The sequence below is a fragment of the Agrobacterium salinitolerans genome, from assembly GCF_027498475.1.
Lineage (GTDB): Bacteria > Pseudomonadota > Alphaproteobacteria > Rhizobiales > Rhizobiaceae > Agrobacterium > Agrobacterium salinitolerans.
In genome coordinates this window covers 628413-645112 of record NZ_JAPZLN010000003.1, presented here as the reverse complement: position 1 = coordinate 645112, position 16700 = coordinate 628413, and the positions used below count along the sequence as shown (strand labels likewise).

The following is a 16700-nucleotide window of genomic DNA, read 5'->3' as shown; positions in this document are numbered from 1 at the left end:
AATACGTTCGCGCGGGTTGTTCCAAAACAATTGGGCGCAACCTTTTCTTGATGATGGATATTCATGTCGCCAAAAAAACCGAACGGAATTTCCACCACCCCGTGCCAGCAATGTCCCCTGCGCGACCTGCCGCATTTCCGGGATTTTTCCTCTTCCGAACTGGATTTCGTATCGCGTTTCAAAACGGGGGAACTGGCGGTGGAAAGCGGCTCCCTGATCCTGATGGAAGGCTCGCACAGCGCTCATCTTTATACCGTTTTGCAAGGCTGGGCGTTCCGTTACAAGACACTGGAAGACGGCAGGCGACAAATCCTCAATTATGTCATGCCCGGCGATCTCGTCGGTCTTCAGGGCACGGTGATGGGGGAAATGCAGCATTCGGTGGAGGCGCTCTCGCCGGTGACGCTCTGCGTCTTCGAGCGCTCCCGCCTTAATAACCTTTTCACCGATCACCCGACGCTTGCCTATGACCTGACCTGGATCGCGGCGAGCGAGGAGCGCATGCTCGACAACCACCTCCTCAGCATCGGCCGCCGCACCGCGCTGGAACGAGCCGCTTATCTGATCGCGTTTCTTTATCGCAAGGCGAAGGCGGTCAATCTCATCCCCGGCGAAACACCCATCCCGGTCACCCAGCAGCATGTTGCCGATACGCTCGGCCTGTCCATCGTTCACACCAACAAGACCTTGAGAAAGCTCGTCGATCGCGGCCTCATCCGCTGGACGGACAAGGGCTGTCTGGTGCTGGACGATGCCGGCTTGACCAACGTGGCGGGTTGGGAAAGCGATGAAAAGCGGCAAAGACCCTTCATCTGATCTTCCTTTGACATGTCTTTTTTAAATGACGGTGGAGCCGTAATTTGCGACTCCTGTCGTGTTATCTCACGGGAAAATCATGTCGGAGACTGCGGCTTCGAGCCTTGCGGTCCTCTTTTTAGGAAGAAGAAAACATATGGTGCCGCAACGGGTTATCATCGTTGAGGATGAATATCTGGTGGCGCTCGATGTCGAAGCGGTTCTCCAGTCCATGGAGGTGGAATCCGTCGTCATCGCCACCACGCTTGCGCAGGCGAGGCAGGCCGTTGAAGAAGGCGGCGCCGATTGCGTTCTTCTGGATGTCAGCCTCACCGATGGCAAGAGCTACGATTTCGCGCGCGGGCTGCGCGCTGCCGGCATTCCCTTCGGTTTCGTCAGCGGTTATGGCGACACGACGGGTTTTCCGGAAGATCTCATGCACGCGCCGTTGCTCGGCAAGCCTTTCGGGGAAAACGAAATTGTCGATTTCGTTCTCAATCTCGTCGGCACGGTCGGCGACGCCGTAAAAGAATAACGTTTTGCCGCCAGATCGGGTATGCTCGGACCTGAATCGAAATCCGGACGCGTTTCATGCAGTGGCAGGAAGAGGCAATCATTCTCGGCGTCAAACGCCATGGCGAGACGAGTGTCATCGCCGAGGTGATGACCCCTTCGCGTGGCCGCCATCTGGGGCTGGTGCGTTCCGGCCGTTCCCGCAGCATGCAGCCGGTGTTGCAGGCCGGAAACCGGGTGGATGTCATCTGGCGGGCGCGCCTTCACGATCATCTGGGCGAGTTCCGCATCGAGCCGCTGCAATTGCGCGCAGCACAGCTGATGGAAACGGCGACCGCCGTTTATGGCGTGCAGGCCATGGGCGCGTTGCTCAGGCTTCTGCCGGAGCGCGATCCGCACCCGCATCTCTATCAGGCGCTGGATATCATTCTCGATAATCTGCATGACCCCGTCGATGCCGGGGAATTGTTCGTGCGCTTCGAACTGGCGGTTCTGAACGAGCTCGGTTTCGGGCTCGATCTTACCGAATGTGCGGCGACGGGGCTGCGCACCGATCTCATCTATGTATCGCCGAAAACGGGCAGGGCGGTTTGCCGCACGGCAGGTGCGCCCTATGCGGAGCGGATGCTGTCGCTTCCGGCTTTCTTGAGCGAAGGCCAGTCGAAGGCGGCCGATCCTGACAGCCTTGCGGCGGCTTTCCGCCTCACCGCTCATTTCCTCAACCGGCATGTCTACGATCCGCGTGGCCTCAACGAAAACGCCGCCCGCGACGGTTTCGTGCAGGCGGCGCTGAAGGCGCTGGAAGGCCGAGTGGCGGCGCCTGCGCTCAACAGGGCCGTGCAGGCTTAGATCAGGCCATTGCAGGCCTCGGAGCCGGCCGTTCCTGAATGGGCCAATGCACGATGGCCGCAAAAATCCCCATGCCGACGCCCAGCCACCAGACGAGATCATAGGAACCGAACCTGTCGTAAAGAAAGCCGCCCAGCCAGACGCCGAGGAACGAGCCGAGTTGATGGGTCAGGAAAACCACACCGCCCAGCATGCCAAGATGACGTGTGCCGAACATGATCGCCACCAGCGCATTGGTGGGTGGTACGGTGGAAAGCCACAGAATGCCCATGACCGAGGCGAAGAGGATGACCGAAAGCGGCGATTGCGGCAGCAGCAGGAAGGCCGTGACCACGACCGAGCGGGCAATATAGATATAGGCCAGCAGATAGGGTTTGGAATAACGCTGGGCGATGACGCCGGCGGCAAGCGATCCGATGATGTTGAAGAAGCCGATCAGCGCCATGGCGATGACGGCGTACCGTGGTTCGATGCCGATATCGCCGAGATAGGCCGGAAAATGCGCGGTGATAAAGGCCACCTGAAAACCGCAGACGAAGAAACCGGTGGTCAAAAGCAGGTAGCTTTTATGGCCGAGCGCCTCCTTCAGGGCTTCGCCCGCCGTCTGCTGGAACTGCGCCTGCGACTGGCTGCCGGAGGATGAATTGCCGCGCATGAAAAAGGCGAGCAGCGGCACGAGCATCATCATCGCTGCGAGCCAGACGAGGCTGTCCGACCAGCCATAGTTGGAAATCAGCCCCTGGCTGATCGGCGCAAACAGGAACATGCCGGCCGAACCCGCCGCCGTGCCGATGCCGAAGGCGAGCGAACGTTGCTGCGGCGTCACATGGCGTGCAAAGGCCGAAAGGATGACGCTGAAGGAGCCGGCGGCAATGCCGAGCCCGACGAGAACGCCGCCGCCGAAATGCAGCCAGAACGTCGAGGTCCCGAAAGACATGCAGATGAGGCCGGCAGCATAAAGCAGGCCGGAAAGAACGAGCACGCGACCCGTGCCGTATTTATCGGCGATGGCGCCGAAGAAGGGCTGGCCAAGCCCCCAGAAGAGGTTCTGCAAAGCCATGGCAAGACCGAAGGTAGAGCGATCCCAGCCGGTATCGGCAAGCATCGGCAACTGGAAGAAACCCATTGCCGAGCGGGGACCGAAGGTCATGACCGCAATCAGCGACCCGGCGACGATAATCACCCAGGGCATGGTCTGGCGTGTGGCTTGCGACATGAATATTCCCCCATCGCGGCGCCTCGCCTCAGGGAGAAGGCGCATGGCTTGCCGCAGAATCCGCTACGATGGAACGAATATTATCTTTTGTCAGCCGGTCCCACTAGCGACTTTTCTTGACGGCCACTATTCATGCCATTGATGGAATGCGGAAGAAGAGACGACGATGAAACAGAATATCTACGACGATCCCGGGTTCTTCGAGCGCTACAGCGCAATGCCGCGCTCCGTGGAGGGTCTGCGTCAGGCCGGCGAGTGGCATGAATTGCGCGCCATGCTTCCACCCCTGAAAGACGGAACCCTTCTTGATCTCGGTTGCGGTTTCGGTTGGCATTGCCGTTATGCGGCGGAGCAGGGTGCTGCCCATATCGTTGGCGTCGATCTCTCCGAAAACATGCTGCGCCGCGCCGTCGAGATCAATGGCGGTCCGGGCATAGACTATCGCCGCGCCGCCATCGAAGACATCGATTTTCCGCAGGAAAGTTTCGATGTGGTGCTGAGTTCTCTCGCCCTGCATTACGTTCGCGATCTTGACGTGGCATTCGCGAAGATTTTTGCCGTGCTGAAATCCGGTGGCGATTTCATCTTTTCCATCGAACATCCTGTTTTCACGGCGCTGGAAAAACAGGACTGGTTCTATGACGAGGAGGGCGAAATCCTCCACTGGCCGCTCGATGATTATCAGAACGAAGGCGTGCGCCACTCCAACTGGATGGCGGATGACGTGGTTAAATATCACCGCACGTTGTCAGGCATTCTCAACAGCCTGCTTTCTGCCGGTTTTACCCTGACGCGTCTGGCCGAGCCCAGGCCAGATCCGGCTTTGATGGCTGAGCGCCCGGAATTGAGACACGAGGATCGCCGCCCGATCTTTCTGATTGTCGGGGCGAAAAAGCCGTGACTTCAGACTGCGCGTCGCATTTGCGAGTGTGAAACAATGATGGAGATCGGCGCGTCCAGCTCTGAGCCGGTTGTTGAGCGATGACCGTAGCGCGCTCCTCCTCATCCCTGTGCTCGTCACAGGGATCCAGCCAGCCCAAGTCCTTGGGCTGAAAAGAGTCTCTCCGCTGCGCCGCCGCGCGTCAGCTGGATTCCTGCGACGAGCACAGGAGTGAGGGAGAGAAGGTGTGCCCGGTCAGAACCAAGCCGCCGGCCTACCGCCGCTTGATCGCCCAGCCTTCCGGCCTTTCCTCGATCACCCTGGCAACATCGCCGACGGATAGCCGGCCTTCGCCGCGCGGCGTGACGTTCCAGCCGAAGAGCGGGCCGGGCACGCGTCGGTCGCCGGACATGCGGATGCGGCCCATCGCCTTCATGGGGGAGGGCACATCGCGGGAGCCGGTCATCTGGTCCTGTGTGGTCATGATGCAGCGGGCGCAGGGCTTGACGAGATCGAAACGAATGCCGCCGATCTCGATGGCCGCCCAGCGGTCCTCCGCCCATGCTTCGTCCGTGTCGAGCACGATATTGGGCCGGAAACGCTCCATGCCAACGGCCTCCTCGCCATTTTCGCGCATATTGTCGTTCAGCGCGGCAAGCGAGGCGGTGGTGGTGACGAGAATCTGGTAACCGTCGGCAAAGGTGACGGGGGTTTCATTGCCCGTCCATTCGAGGCTCGCAATGCGTTTAGAGGCATCATCGAAGAACGCCAACTTCACCTCGCGTCCGAGCCAGGCCGAAAGCGTGTCATTGGTCTCGTCATCGGCGATATTGGCGCTGACGATCGATTTCCACACCGCCACATCCATGCGCTGGCCTGATGGCTGTGCGACTACCTCGCCGTCTTCGCCCCTTGAAAGCAGCATGCCCTCGTCCTCATGGCGAGCCAGAACCGTGGCAATAGCAGGCAATTCACGCTGAGTGATGAAGTGGCCCGATGGGTCGACAAGCATGGCGCGGCGGTCACCCGGCAGGCCTTCGGCCGAAACGGCGCTTTCGGAGAGGGGAATGCCGCGCGCGCTTTTCAGCGGATAGATGTTCAGTTCGGTCACACGCATCTCGGGTCTCCTCAGATTTCGTCGAGAAACAGGTCCAGCACCTGTTTCAGCCTCTCATGGCGGGCTTTGGCCATCTGCCGGCCTGTTTCGGTGCGAAAACCGTCGGCCAGCTTGAACAGCTTGGTTTCGAAATGGTCGATGGCAAAGGCGCGGTCGTCAAGCGGCCGTTCTTTCGCCAGCGGGTCAACCGGATCGTAAAGTGCTGAGCCCAGGCGCCCGGCAATATAAAAGCAGCGCGCCGCGCCCACCATGCCGATGGCATCCAGCCGGTCGGCATCCTGAAGAATTTTCGCCTCCAGTGTCTGCGGCTCGATATTGGCGGAAAAGCTGTGGGTGGTGATGGCATGGGCGGCGGCGTCGATATCCTGCCGTTGCCAGCCGAGCGCCTCGAGAATGCCCGAGGCTTTTTCCGCCGCGAACCGTGAGGCCTGCGCGCGGAGCGGCGAGTTCTTCTCCACCGCCACGCAATCATGCAACAGCACGCTGGCGGCCAGCACGGTGCCATCGCCGCCTTCGCCCGCATGGATGCGCATGGCGTTGCGAAAGACGCGGTGAATATGGGCAAGATCATGCGAGCCGTCGCCCGCATCGGCGGCGTGCGGGATCAGATCCTGCGCAAGCGCCGCATAGGGCGCGAAAGCCTCAGCCGCGATCATGCCTGCGGCTTCCGGGTCAGGATTTTCTGGTAGAACAGGCCGATACCGATCAGCACCGCGCCGAGCCCGATGAAGGACAGTGCTCTCAGCACACCTTCGAGATTGCTCATGTCGATCAGGAAGGCCTTGGCAACCGAGATCAGCACGAAGGCAGCCGATGCCAGACGCAGGCTGCGGGCATTGAAGCGCGAACCGAGCACAAGCAGCAACACGCCGATCAGCAGCCAGACCACCGAATAGCTGTAGGTCTCACCCTGCATAAAACCCTTCCAGTCTGCGATATTCTCGCCCTGCCAGAAACGGCGCACCGAAAGTGTCGCCCAGGCAAAGCCGAGTGCTGCACCCGCCACCGCCAGCATGCTGACATAGGCTGGCGGACGTTTTCCCCGCGCATAATAGGCAAGGCCGCCATAAGCGAGCGCCGGCAGAAGGTAACCGATCAGCAGGAGGTTGAGGACCGGGATGCGGCCGGTATTCTCGCCGGTGAAATAGGGATTGAGCGTGAAGAAATGCATCGTCAGCACGTTAATGACGGCAATCACGCCGGCAATCATCGAGCCGTAACGGAAGACCGGGCTGGGGCTCTTGAGATCGAGCGTCATCAGCACGCCCGAGAAGCCAATGGTCAGCAGCGTGTAGATCGACTGTTCGCCGAGCGTCGGTACGCTGTTGTCAAGCGTGCCGCCATTCATCGCATGGCGGATGAGGATGGCGACGGCGAGAAGCCCCATGACACTGGCAATCGCCTGCAGGAAGTTCTTCGCCCTGACCCCCGGCCAGTCGCGCAGCAGCCAGGCCGAGGCAACGGCCAGCAGTGCGGGAATGCCGTAACCCGGAAGAAGCGCGTTGAAGACCGGCGTGAGCCCAAGATTTTGCGGCCCGACAATGGTGGGTTCCCAGGCGATGCGGCCGAGAACGGCGACGCTCGCCACGGCCATCACCCAGGGCAGAACCTCCCAGTTGCGATGACGTGTCGCCAGCACATAGACAAAACCAATGACGGAGAGCAGCACGGTTGTCGCAAGCCCCTGCGTCAGCGTGTGCAGGCAGAGCGCGAAGGCGGCGAATGAGCCGAGCACGAGGATGTTCAGCGGCTTGCGATAGGCCTCGTTGTTCTGCCGGTGCAGCCACTCGGCGCCTGCAAGCAACACCAGTCCAAGGCCGAGGCCATAGGCGGCGTGCAGCCAGTCACGGCCGAGATTGCCGTATTCGACGAAGCTTGCGGTGGCGAGCCAGACCGGGAAAAGCGCGGCGATACCGGCCCAGAGCTGGGCAAAATCCGAATCGTCAGCGCCCTTGCGTTTCAGGAAGGAGAAGGCGCAGAGCACGAAGACAGCCCCGAGGCCGAGCGCCATGGCAATTTCCGCCGTGTAGCCGACTGACACGGACGGAAGGGACACGGACGTATCGTTGATAAGGCCGATAAAATCGATGCCCCGCCGCGACATCAGCGACACGGCAGCCTGCGCACCGAGCGCTGCGATAATGGCTGGCCAGGCCGCATAATGGCGGGCGGCGCCAAGCGCTGCAAGGGCGGCGATGAGCGCTGAAACGATGATCGCCGGATGAGTATCGACGCCGCCATCGGCAAAGAGGAAGCCGATGGCCGGCAGGATCACGGCCATCGAGACGGTGAGATTGAGGGCGAGCGACGGGCGCAGCAGAAGCCGCATGGCGCGGACGGCGCGCCGCGCGGGAACGGCGGGTTCACCGGTTTCGGCAGGCGGCGTGTCGAATGTCTTGCCGGGCCAGAGGAATATGGTTCCCGCCAGCATGACGAGCAGGGCAAGCGTTGGTGGTTCGGCACTGATCGTTTCGGAAAAGCCGATATAGCCGAGCGCCCAGAGGCCAAGCCCGGCATTGGCGAGAGAGGGAACCACGGTCCAGCCCTGCCTGCGCGCCGCGGCTGCCGTTGCCAGCCAGGAGATGGTGAGGAACGCGAAGAGCGCCCAGATATTCGGCGTTTCGGTGGAAATCAGTGCTGGCGTCAGCATTGAACCGAGAAGGCCGAAACCGGCCAGCGCTTGCCCGTGCAGCAGCGAAAGCCCGATGGTGGCGAAGGCGACGAGCCCAAGCAGGCTGAAAGCCATGCCGGGGCCGATATAGCCGTAAATGCCATAGGCGGCATAGACGACGCCGAACAGCGTCAAGGCGCCGGCCGCCGTCAGCACGCCCGGTATCATGGCGTTGGAATAGGTGGCGGCGATGCCCGGCACCGCCTTGCGGCGGACAGCCTCGCCGGCAAGGCCGAGAGCGAGGCCGAAAATGGCGGCGAGCGAAAGCCTGACCGCCGGGCTGAGCAGCCCCGATTCGATCGAATATTTGACGAGGAAAATACCGCCGAGCGCGAGCGCCAGTCCACCGGCCCAGACGGCCCAACGGGCGCCGAGCAGGCTTTCGAAGCTTTCCTTCGTCGCCGGAGCGGATGCCGCCTCGCTGGCGGGAGCTGCGGGTGCTTCCTCGCGGACGGCGTCTTCCGCTTGCGCCATGGCGGCGGCTTCCTGCGGCTCGGATGCGTATTCAGCCTGGAAGGCTGCGTCTTCCGCAGGCGTCCTGCTTTCCTCTTCCTCCTCGAAATCCGGTTTTGCCGTGGATTCCGCGCTCTGCGCCTGTGCCGCCACGGGAGAGGTCACGCCCGCAGCCATCAGCCGTTTGAGGCTGAGAACCTCCCGTTCCAGCGACTTGATTCGACTTGAATTGCGGATGCTCGCGACCAGCGTGTAGATGAAGGCCGCGACGAGGGCGAGGATAAACAGCGGGATTTCCAAACGGATTCTCCAATTACGAAGCTGTTTTTAAAGCCCTTTTGGTGAATTTATGCAAGGCCCGGTTGACGGATGATATGGGTGGCGAAGGAGCGGGCGTGTGCCACTTGTTTCTTCTCCCCGCCGGGGAGACGTCCGCGGCAGCGGGATGAGGGGGGTGAGGGTGGATATATTCGGTGAGCTTGCCCCCTCATCCGACCCTTCGGGCCACCTTCTCCCCGGCGGGGAGAAGAAATAGGTGGCACGCGCACGGCCTCGTGTCAGGAAACATCCGCCAGCCAGTGCCGTGCCGCTTCGATATCGGCAAGCCCGAGTTCATGCCCGTCCTCAACCGTTTCCAGCTCGGCACTTGCTCCGCTCGCGGCGAGCCGGCCCTGCAGTTCGTGCGCCTTGTCGAGATATTTGTCGCGTTCTCCCGCCACAAGCAGGAGATTGCGGCCGGAAAGATCGGTCTGCGGCCATGTTTCGAGAACCGGCATCGGGCGATAGAGCAGGGCGTCGCCGGCAAGGTCGGGATAGAGCGCTGCAAAGGCCGCGTAGAAGTTCGCGCCATTGGAATGGCCGATAAACCGCAGTTTCGAACGGTCTAGGCCATAGGACCGTATCGCCCCCTCCACGAAGGCGGCGAAGGCTTCCGCTTCCGAGGCGATATCCTTCTGGTCGAAGCTGAAATCGGGATTGCGACGGAACCAGCGGGCGATCTCTTCCTCCGTGCTGCGGCCGCGCACGCCGAGAAGCGTTGCGCGCGGTGCTGCCCGGTGCGCCAGCGGCATCAGGCTGGTTTCGCTGCCGCCGGAACCGTGCAGCAGGATGATGGTGCTGCCATCCGGCTCCTGCGGCGTGTAGAACCGGTGCACGAAGGGAAGGTCGCGATAAACGATCCGCTCTTCGCCCGGCATTGAAAATTGCGGCAGGGCAACGCGTACATCCGCCTCGTCCTTCATGAAGAGCGGCGGGATGAACAGTTTTTCCCCGAGCGATTCCAGCGGTTCGTCCACCGTCATGCCCGGCCCGTCGGTTGCCATTTCGATCAGTACGCCGCCCGGTTCGCGGACATAAAGCGAGTGGAAATATTTCCGGTCATGGGCGTTGGTGGTGCTGGAATTCAGCGATTTCAGCCCGGTTAGAACCGTGTTCAGCTCATCCATATCCTTCGCGCGGAAGGCGATGTGATCGACGGTGCCGGTGCCCGGCGCGCTGGACCAGAAGCCGGTGGCGTCGCGCACGTCGATAATGTCGCCGCTGTCGGAAACGAGCCGGCGGATTGCGCCTGCCTGGCTTTCCTGCCGGTAACCGAAATGTTTCTCCAGAAACGCGACGGTTTCTTCCGGCACTTCGCTCAGCACCGTCGCGCCATAGATTCGGCGAATGGCGTCCTCGGCGGAAATATCGTCCGTCACATGCGGCGTGGCATCGGCAAAGGCGTGGGTGCCGACCAGCTTGACGATCAGGCCGTCAGGATCTTTCAGCCGGATGACCGGGGCACCGAACTCATCGGAGGGGCCTTCCGCCCGGATGCCAAATCTCAGCGCCCGCGTCAGCCAGAAGCCGATGGCGGCGGGATCGATGGCCACGGAAACTTCCAGCGTCTGGCCGTACCCGACACGGCCCTGGCCGCCATCTTCCCAGACGAGAAAGGTGAGAAGCGAGCCGGGCGAGGCGATATCGTCGCCATAAAGCAGATGCAGCTGCATGGCGTCTTCGAAACCGGCCGTGCGCTTGGCCAGCCTCAGGCCCAGAAAGCCGGCGTAGAAATCCACATTCGCCTGCACCTTCCGGGTGATCATGGTGATGTGGTGTATACCAAGTGCAGAATTCATCTTGCCGTCCCGCGTTTGCCTGCTGTTCGTGGCCCTATTTGTCGCACGCTGCCCCTGATCCGCAACCCCGGCAAATGAGAACGCTGTGTTCTCTGCGTGAACGATCCCGCTTTCGCTTCGTTGCATGCGCGATGAGCAGATTGCCGGCTTTTTGCCTGTCTTGCGACTGATTGTGCATATAAAATAAGCATACAAAATAACGGCTATTTTGTATGCAATTTTATCTTGCCTTGAGGGTTGGAATTGGGTCTTATGCAACCAATCCAACAAAACCATCAGGGGGAACAGATGATTTTAACGCGCAGGTTGTTGTCCAGAACACTGGCCATTGCCGCCATCGGTGTAACCGCCGGATTTTCATTGCCGGCGGTAGAGGTGCGGGCCGAAACGCCGGTGAAATTCACACTCGACTGGAAGTTCGAAGGCCCCGCCGCCGGTTTCCTGCTGGCGCTCGACAAGGGCTACTTCAAGGCTGAAGGGCTCGATGTCACCATCGATAGCGGCAACGGCTCGGTGGAAGCCATTCCGCGCGTGGCGACCGGCGCCTACCAGATGGGTTTCGGCGACATCAACTCGGTGATGAAGTTCCTCGACGAGGATCCAAGCCAGAAGATCAAGGCCGTTTATATGGTCTATGAGCGCCCGACATTCGCCGTCGTTGGCCGCAAGTCGCTCGGTGTTACCGGCGATCCGAAGTCGCTGGAAGGCAAGAAGCTCGGCGCACCGCCGCCGGATGGTGCTTTTGCGCAATGGCCTGCTTTCAAGCAGGTGGCGGGCCTCGATGACAGCAAGATCAAGATCGAATCGATCGGTTTTCCGGTGCGTGAACCGATGCTTGCCAAGGGCGACGTCGATGCCGTTTTCGGCTTTGCCTTTTCGGTGATCCTCAATCTCAAGAAACAGGGCATCGCCGATGACGATATCTCGACCATCCTGATGGCCGAGCATGGCTTGAATCTCTATGGCAATGCGGTGCTGGTAAACACTGATTTCGCTGAGAAAAACCCTGAAGCGGTGAAGGGTTTCCTGAAAGCGCTGGCCAAGGGTTTCGCTGATTCCGTCAAGAACCCGGAAGAGGGCGTGGCGGCCGTCCTCAAGCGCAACGAGACGCTGGACAGCGTCATCGAGCTGGAGCGCCTGAACATGGCCAACAGCATGAACATCAAGACGCCCTATGTGGTGGAAAACGGTATGGGCGGGGTCGATCCGGCCCGGCTTGCGGCCTCGCTGGAGACGCTCAAGGTTTCCATGGGCCTGAAGGGCAACGTCAAGGCGGAGCAGGTGTTCGACGCGACCTACCTGCCGGCCAAGGCAGAACGCATGCTTCCCTGATGGGTGAAATGAGCGGGTGCGGCCCGATTCTTCTCTCCGCCGGGGAGAAGTCCGCGGCAGCGGGATGAGGGGGCAAGCTCTCCGTATATCTCTACGCTTGCCCCCTCATCCGACCCTTCGGGCCACCTTCTCCCCCTCGGGGAGAAGAAACAAGCGGCAACGCTGCGGGGTTCAAAAGCCCGATCAGCAACTGAAAACGGAACTGCGATGTCACGTCTCGTGGAAATAGATAATGTCGACATGCGTTACGGCGGTTCCGCCGGAACGCTGGCCGTATCCGGTTTGAACCTGACGGTCGACAAGGGGGAATTCGCGGCTGTAGTCGGCCCGTCCGGCTGCGGCAAGTCCACGCTGATGAAGCTGGTGACGGGGCTGCATATTCCGCAAAGGGGCAATGTCATCGTTGCCGGGCGGCAGGTCACGGAGCCGGTCTCCATCGTCGGCATGGCGTTTCAGAATCCGACGATGCTGCCATGGCGCACGACGCTTGAGAACATCCTGCTGCCGCTGGAGATCGTCGAGAAACACCGTCGCCGGCTGCGCGCCCATAAAGCAGACTATGTCGCAAAAGCCGAGCGTCTGCTGGAAATCGTCGGCCTGAAGGGCTTTGGCTCCAAATATCCGTGGCAGCTTTCCGGCGGCATGCAGCAGCGCGCCAATCTCTGCCGGGCGCTGATCCATGAGCCGGAACTGCTGATGCTCGACGAGCCATTCGGCGCGCTCGACGCCTTCACCCGCGAGGAGTTGTGGTGCGTCATCCGCGATCTGCACGCCGCGCAGCGCGTCACCATCATCCTCGTGACCCATGATCTGCGCGAGGCGACATTTCTGGCCGACAAGATTTTTGTGATGAGTGCAAGGCCGGGCCGGGTGCTGGCGGAACATCGCGTGCCTTTTGCCCGCCCGCGCCAGCTCGATATCATGTATGACAAGGGTTTCAACGACATGGTGCAGGCACTGCATGGCGAAATCGCGCAGGCGAGGGTGGCGGCATGAGCGCGATCATGGAAACCACCGTCACGACTGAGCCGCGCAAACCGCTGATTGCCCGCGTCAACTGGGTGAAAGCCGCCCCATGGCTTTATACGCTGGCGCTTTTCGTGTTGTGGGAACTGCTTGTCTACGCGCTGAAAATGCCGCCCACCATCCTGCCGTCGCCGGTCAGGGTCGGGCAGGCCATCGTGCAATATTGGTCGCCGATCTGGAAGAATTCGCTGCAAACGCTGTATACCACGACGCTGGGCTTCGCCATTGCTGTGGCCGCCGGTCTCGCTATCGGCCTGTTCGTCGGCTGGTCGAAAACCATCTATGCCGGGCTTTATCCGCTGATGATCGGCTTCAACGCCATTCCGAAGGTGGCGCTGGTGCCTATCCTCGTCATCTGGTTCGGCATCGGCACGGTTCCCGCCGTTCTGACCGCTTTCCTGATTTCCTTCTTTCCCATCGTCGTCAATGTCGCCACCGGCCTTGCCACCATCGAGCCGGAAACCGAAGATGTGCTACGGGCGCTCGGCGCCAAGAAGATGGACATCATGCTGAAGGTCGGTATTCCGCGGTCCATGCCCTATTTCTTCGGCTCGCTCAAAATCGCCATCACGCTCGCCTTCGTCGGCTCGGTCGTGTCGGAGACCGTCGCTTCCAATTACGGCCTCGGCAACATGATGAGTTCGGCGCAGAGTCAGTTCAACGTGCCTCTGGTCTTTGCTGGCCTGCTGATGCTCGCGGTGGAAGGCATCGCCATGTATGCGGTCATGGCGTGGCTTGAAAAGCGCATGACCGGCTGGGCGCATCGCTCCACCATGGGGCAATAAGGAATGCAGCACGGGCATGAAGAATATGCCCGTGCCGGAATGTCATGCGAAGTTAATGCGCCGCCATTTCTTCCACGATATCGCCGCCGTCCATCAGGAACGGGTAGTAGGTCGGCCAATTGGTCACTTCGTCCAGCAATGCCTTGCGGTCGTTGCCCCAATAGAGATGGTAGTGGCCGGCTTTGACCGGAGCAATGGAATGGTCGCTGAACTGGATGAATTGCGGCGCGGCCTCGTCGCCGGCGGTTTTCTTGAAGATATAGCGTACGCCGCGATTGCCCTTCTTGTAGGTCAGGATTTCATGGCCGTCGCTGACATAGGTGCCTTCAGCGGGCTTGCCGTCCTTGTAGAATGCCACGCTGTCGGCCTTGATGACGATGCGGTTCACATCGGTCTTGTAGCCGATCTCGTAATAGGCGCGGTACTCCGCCGCGGTCTTGTCGCCATGCGCCGCCTTTTCGGCCATGACGGAATCGAGCGAGCCGTTCAGCAGATAGGGGTAGACCGATTGCCAGTCGCCTTCCCAGTCGGAAAGCGCGCGCGGTTTCACCTGGGCATCTTCGAAGTAGCCCTTGTAAATCTGCTTTTCCGCCTCGGTCATCTGGTGGCCATGATCGTGCCCATGGTCGTGGCTGTGGGCAGCGGATTTGTCGCCGCCGGCGGCCATCGCCGCGGTCGTCGCCAGCAGCATGGAACCAAGTGCGACGGCGCCGGTGACGCGGGTGAGTATCTTCTGCATTTGTTTCGGCCCTCTTATCTTCATAATGGCAAGTTACGTAATAACATTACATCATGATCCATAAAGGCCGCGTTCGAGGGATGCAAGTGGCGTCCCGGCTCGGTGCAACGAAAAAGCGCGATGGCTTTGCAGCCGTCGCGCTTGAAAGAGGGTAAGGTGCAACGCCTCAGGCGGGTTGCGCGCTTATGTCCGCCTTGCGCTCGTCAAAGGCGAGTTTCATGGCCTTCGTCACGTCGCGGGTCGTTGTAAAGTAACTGTCGCTGCGCACCCAGTAGCGTAATTTCACCGTGGCGCTGTCCGCACTGACTGAATCCACAAAGGTCACGGGGGCTGGATCCAGCAGCACGCGGCTTTCGGATCGCGCCACCCGCATCAGCATATCCTGTGCGGCGGCGAGGTCCTCGTCGTTCTTGACCGTCAGGCTCACTTCATGACGGCGCGACGGAAAGCGGCTGTAATTGGTGATCGGCACGTTCCACAGGGTCGAGTTAGGTGCAAGGCGATAAAGCCCATCGCTCGTCTTGAGCTCGGTGGCGAACAGCCCAATCTCGATGATGGTTCCTTTGACGGTAGTCGTCTCGATATATTCGCCGACGCGGAAGGGACGCAGCACCACGAGCATGATGCCCGCGGCGATGTTCTGCAACGTGCCCTGCAACGCAAGGCCGATGGCAAGGCCGGCGGCGCCGAGAACTGCAAGAATGGACGCTGTTTGTACACCGAACTGGCTAAGCACCATGACCAGAACCAGAATTAGCACGACATAGCGGACCGCCCCGGCAAAAAAACCGGCTAGCGTCGCATCGAAGCCGCGAACGCGCGATAGGCCCTGAAATGCCCAGCGTTGCAGGAATGTTGCGGCCAACCAGCCGATGATCAGAAGAAGAAGCGCGCCAATGACCGAAAAGGAATATTGCACTGCCAGGGCGCTGGCCTGCCGAACGGCTGCCTGCGATGCGACGAAGATATCCGCTGCCTGCTGTTCCATGAATTGTCCCGTAATCTTTATTGCTGTTCAGCGTTGGTAACGAACGGGCGCCTTGGCGGTTCCGCCAAAATTCGGGCTTCAGCCGCCAAGCGGCAGCACGAAAGGCACGTTGCCGTCGGTATCCGCACCCCTGCCGATCGCCTTTATCGCCCTGACAAGTCGCCCGTCGCGCCTCAGAAGCCGGTCGCCAATGGCGATGATACGGGCATTCGGCGTGGCGTAAGGGGAAACCGCCCGCAATCGCCCGGCGAGTTCGTTCTCGTCTTGGTCCGGATAGAGGCTGAGGGCTGCGATGACGGCGGCGGCGGGTGAGCGCGAAACACCCATCCAGCAATGGATGAGCAGCGGCGCGGACTGGTCCCATTGCCGGGCGAAATCGATTAGCTTCAGCACATGCGCATCGTCCGGCGCGATGAGATCGGCGGTGCCCTTGAATGCAATGTCGTTCATGGCAAGCGTCAGGTGCCGGTCTGCGGCAATGACGGCAGGGCGGTGAAAGGACTGCTCTTTGGCGATCAGCGTCACCATTTCGCGGGCCTTGTGCTTCACGGCCATCTCCGCGATCCGCGACAGCGGCGATACGACAATGGCGGTCATGTCGCACTTCCCGTCTTGACCATACGCATCGCCTCGATCGCCTCGAAACGTTCGATGAACTGCTTTTGCGCTTCGGTTGAGGGCAGGGGCGTCATGTCGAACATGTCACGGGTGATGCCGCGCGGCAGGCCGAAGAACTTCTGCGCCTCGGCGGTGGAAAAACCGGCAAGTTCCGTCGCTTCGAAAAAGGCGGCGACCGTATCGGCCCTCTTGATCCGGTCCTTCAATTCGCGCGATGCATGCGGCGGCAGGCCGAAACGCAGATGCACCGCGGCTTCCAGGCGCTTTTCCACGGTCTTGTAACCACCGCCGACCACCGATTTGAACGGCGAGATCATGTCACCGATGACATATTCCGGCGCATCGTGCAGAAGCGCCATCTGCATCTCGTCAGGCGTGGCACCGGTGCACATGCGGCAGAAGATGGTCTCGACGATGAGGCAATGCTGGGCCACGGAAAAGGCATGGTCGCCGCGTGTCTGGCCGTTCCAGCGGGCCACACGGGCAAGGCCATGGGCAATATCGACGATTTCCACATCGAGCGGCGAAGGGTCGAGCAGATCGAGCCGCCGACCGGACAGCATGCGCTGCCAGGCGCGCGGGCTTTTTGCAGGCGTCACTC

At 60.8% G+C, this 16700-nt stretch carries 16 protein-coding genes; 7 read left to right on the top strand and 9 right to left on the bottom strand.

The genetic code is table 11. From position 1 onward, the window contains the following. The first annotated feature begins 63 nt into the window (after positions 1-63). The 3 genes from O9X91_RS15140 (at position 64) to recO (ending at position 2157) form a co-directional block, all read left to right on the top strand. Entirely contained in the window at positions 64-816 is a 753-nt protein-coding gene (locus O9X91_RS15140) for a Crp/Fnr family transcriptional regulator (RefSeq protein ID WP_080791040.1), read from the top strand. A 136-nt stretch (positions 817-952) separates the two neighbouring features. Further along, the gene (locus O9X91_RS15135) at positions 953-1330 is read left to right on the top strand and encodes a response regulator (RefSeq protein ID WP_142912498.1); all 378 of its coding nucleotides are present in this window, start codon (positions 953-955) and stop codon (positions 1328-1330) included. 56 nt (positions 1331-1386) lie between these two features. Beyond that, positions 1387-2157: a DNA repair protein RecO gene (gene recO / locus O9X91_RS15130; protein WP_077982606.1), complete on the top strand. Its 771-nt coding sequence runs from the start codon at positions 1387-1389 to the stop codon at positions 2155-2157. A gap of 1 nt (position 2158) precedes the next feature. Here the strand turns inward: recO and O9X91_RS15125 are convergent, their stop codons facing one another. Further along, complete coding sequence (locus tag O9X91_RS15125) at positions 2159-3373, bottom strand: MFS transporter (RefSeq protein WP_162520422.1); 1215 nt, start codon at positions 3371-3373, stop codon at positions 2159-2161. Positions 3374-3539: 166 nt separating this feature from the next. Here O9X91_RS15125 and O9X91_RS15120 point away from each other — a divergent pair, with 166 nt between their 5' ends. Then, positions 3540-4274 carry a class I SAM-dependent methyltransferase gene (locus O9X91_RS15120; RefSeq protein WP_142912499.1) on the top strand — a complete coding sequence of 245 codons (735 nt, stop codon included), beginning with the start codon at positions 3540-3542 and terminating at the stop codon, positions 4272-4274. 253 nt (positions 4275-4527) lie between these two features. Here the strand turns inward: O9X91_RS15120 and O9X91_RS15115 are convergent, their stop codons facing one another. The 4 genes from O9X91_RS15115 to O9X91_RS15100 all read right to left on the bottom strand — a co-directional run bounded on the left by O9X91_RS15115 (position 4528) and on the right by O9X91_RS15100 (position 10611). After that, positions 4528-5370: an MOSC domain-containing protein gene (locus O9X91_RS15115; protein WP_142912500.1), complete on the bottom strand. Its 843-nt coding sequence runs from the start codon at positions 5368-5370 to the stop codon at positions 4528-4530. A gap of 11 nt (positions 5371-5381) precedes the next feature. Continuing rightward, complete coding sequence (locus O9X91_RS15110; RefSeq protein WP_142912501.1) at positions 5382-6026, bottom strand: HD domain-containing protein; 645 nt, start codon at positions 6024-6026, stop codon at positions 5382-5384. Continuing rightward, the gene (locus O9X91_RS15105) at positions 6023-8794 is read right to left on the bottom strand and encodes a DUF2339 domain-containing protein (RefSeq protein WP_269833200.1); all 2772 of its coding nucleotides are present in this window, start codon (positions 8792-8794) and stop codon (positions 6023-6025) included. Before O9X91_RS15105 ends, O9X91_RS15110 begins: the two co-directional genes overlap by 4 nt. A 257-nt stretch (positions 8795-9051) precedes the next feature. Next, a complete protein-coding gene (locus tag O9X91_RS15100) occupies positions 9052-10611 on the bottom strand; it encodes a VOC family protein (RefSeq protein ID WP_269825800.1) in 1560 nt (519 codons plus the stop codon). A gap of 288 nt (positions 10612-10899) precedes the next feature. Here O9X91_RS15100 and O9X91_RS15095 point away from each other — a divergent pair, with 288 nt between their 5' ends. The 3 genes from O9X91_RS15095 to O9X91_RS15085 all read left to right on the top strand — a co-directional run bounded on the left by O9X91_RS15095 (position 10900) and on the right by O9X91_RS15085 (position 13754). Continuing rightward, positions 10900-11943, top strand: a complete 1044-nt coding sequence (locus O9X91_RS15095; protein ID WP_269833201.1) for an ABC transporter substrate-binding protein — start codon at positions 10900-10902, stop codon at positions 11941-11943. A 207-nt stretch (positions 11944-12150) separates the two neighbouring features. Next, a complete protein-coding gene (locus tag O9X91_RS15090; protein ID WP_269833202.1) occupies positions 12151-12939 on the top strand; it encodes an ABC transporter ATP-binding protein in 789 nt (262 codons plus the stop codon). Continuing rightward, positions 12936-13754: an ABC transporter permease gene (locus O9X91_RS15085; protein WP_269833203.1), complete on the top strand. Its 819-nt coding sequence runs from the start codon at positions 12936-12938 to the stop codon at positions 13752-13754. The genes O9X91_RS15090 and O9X91_RS15085 overlap by 4 nt, the downstream gene beginning before the upstream one ends. A gap of 52 nt (positions 13755-13806) precedes the next feature. Here O9X91_RS15085 and O9X91_RS15080 read toward each other — a convergent pair whose 3' ends face one another. From O9X91_RS15080 to O9X91_RS15065, 4 genes are all read right to left on the bottom strand, one after another. After that, positions 13807-14493: a metal-binding protein ZinT gene (locus O9X91_RS15080; RefSeq protein ID WP_142912504.1), complete on the bottom strand. Its 687-nt coding sequence runs from the start codon at positions 14491-14493 to the stop codon at positions 13807-13809. Between the two features lie 166 nt (positions 14494-14659). Continuing rightward, positions 14660-15481: a mechanosensitive ion channel family protein gene (locus tag O9X91_RS15075; RefSeq protein ID WP_077982599.1), complete on the bottom strand. Its 822-nt coding sequence runs from the start codon at positions 15479-15481 to the stop codon at positions 14660-14662. Positions 15482-15559: 78 nt separating this feature from the next. Further along, complete coding sequence (locus tag O9X91_RS15070) at positions 15560-16078, bottom strand: tyrosine phosphatase family protein (protein ID WP_137410027.1); 519 nt, start codon at positions 16076-16078, stop codon at positions 15560-15562. Further along, entirely contained in the window at positions 16075-16698 is a 624-nt protein-coding gene (locus O9X91_RS15065; RefSeq protein ID WP_162520425.1) for a YfbR-like 5'-deoxynucleotidase, read from the bottom strand. Before O9X91_RS15065 ends, O9X91_RS15070 begins: the two co-directional genes overlap by 4 nt. Between the last annotated feature and the right edge of the window lie 2 nt (positions 16699-16700).

What these genes read in the sequence shown, in the direction of transcription:
- O9X91_RS15075 (WP_077982599.1), bottom strand. Translation starts at nt 15,481, where the DNA reads ATGGAACAGCAGGCAGCGGATATCTTCGTCGCATCGCAGGCAGCCGTT.
- O9X91_RS15090 (WP_269833202.1), top strand. Translation starts at nt 12,151, where the DNA reads ATGTCACGTCTCGTGGAAATAGATAATGTCGACATGCGTTACGGCGGT.
- O9X91_RS15135 (WP_142912498.1), top strand. Translation starts at nt 953, where the DNA reads ATGGTGCCGCAACGGGTTATCATCGTTGAGGATGAATATCTGGTGGCG.
- O9X91_RS15110 (WP_142912501.1), bottom strand. Translation starts at nt 6,026, where the DNA reads ATGATCGCGGCTGAGGCTTTCGCGCCCTATGCGGCGCTTGCGCAGGAT.
- O9X91_RS15100 (WP_269825800.1), bottom strand. Translation starts at nt 10,611, where the DNA reads ATGAATTCTGCACTTGGTATACACCACATCACCATGATCACCCGGAAG.
- O9X91_RS15085 (WP_269833203.1), top strand. Translation starts at nt 12,936, where the DNA reads ATGAGCGCGATCATGGAAACCACCGTCACGACTGAGCCGCGCAAACCG.
- O9X91_RS15120 (WP_142912499.1), top strand. Translation starts at nt 3,540, where the DNA reads ATGAAACAGAATATCTACGACGATCCCGGGTTCTTCGAGCGCTACAGC.
- O9X91_RS15070 (WP_137410027.1), bottom strand. Translation starts at nt 16,078, where the DNA reads ATGACCGCCATTGTCGTATCGCCGCTGTCGCGGATCGCGGAGATGGCC.
- O9X91_RS15115 (WP_142912500.1), bottom strand. Translation starts at nt 5,370, where the DNA reads ATGCGTGTGACCGAACTGAACATCTATCCGCTGAAAAGCGCGCGCGGC.
- recO (WP_077982606.1), top strand. Translation starts at nt 1,387, where the DNA reads ATGCAGTGGCAGGAAGAGGCAATCATTCTCGGCGTCAAACGCCATGGC.
- O9X91_RS15080 (WP_142912504.1), bottom strand. Translation starts at nt 14,493, where the DNA reads ATGCAGAAGATACTCACCCGCGTCACCGGCGCCGTCGCACTTGGTTCC.
- O9X91_RS15140 (WP_080791040.1), top strand. Translation starts at nt 64, where the DNA reads ATGTCGCCAAAAAAACCGAACGGAATTTCCACCACCCCGTGCCAGCAA.
- O9X91_RS15125 (WP_162520422.1), bottom strand. Translation starts at nt 3,373, where the DNA reads ATGTCGCAAGCCACACGCCAGACCATGCCCTGGGTGATTATCGTCGCC.
- O9X91_RS15095 (WP_269833201.1), top strand. Translation starts at nt 10,900, where the DNA reads ATGATTTTAACGCGCAGGTTGTTGTCCAGAACACTGGCCATTGCCGCC.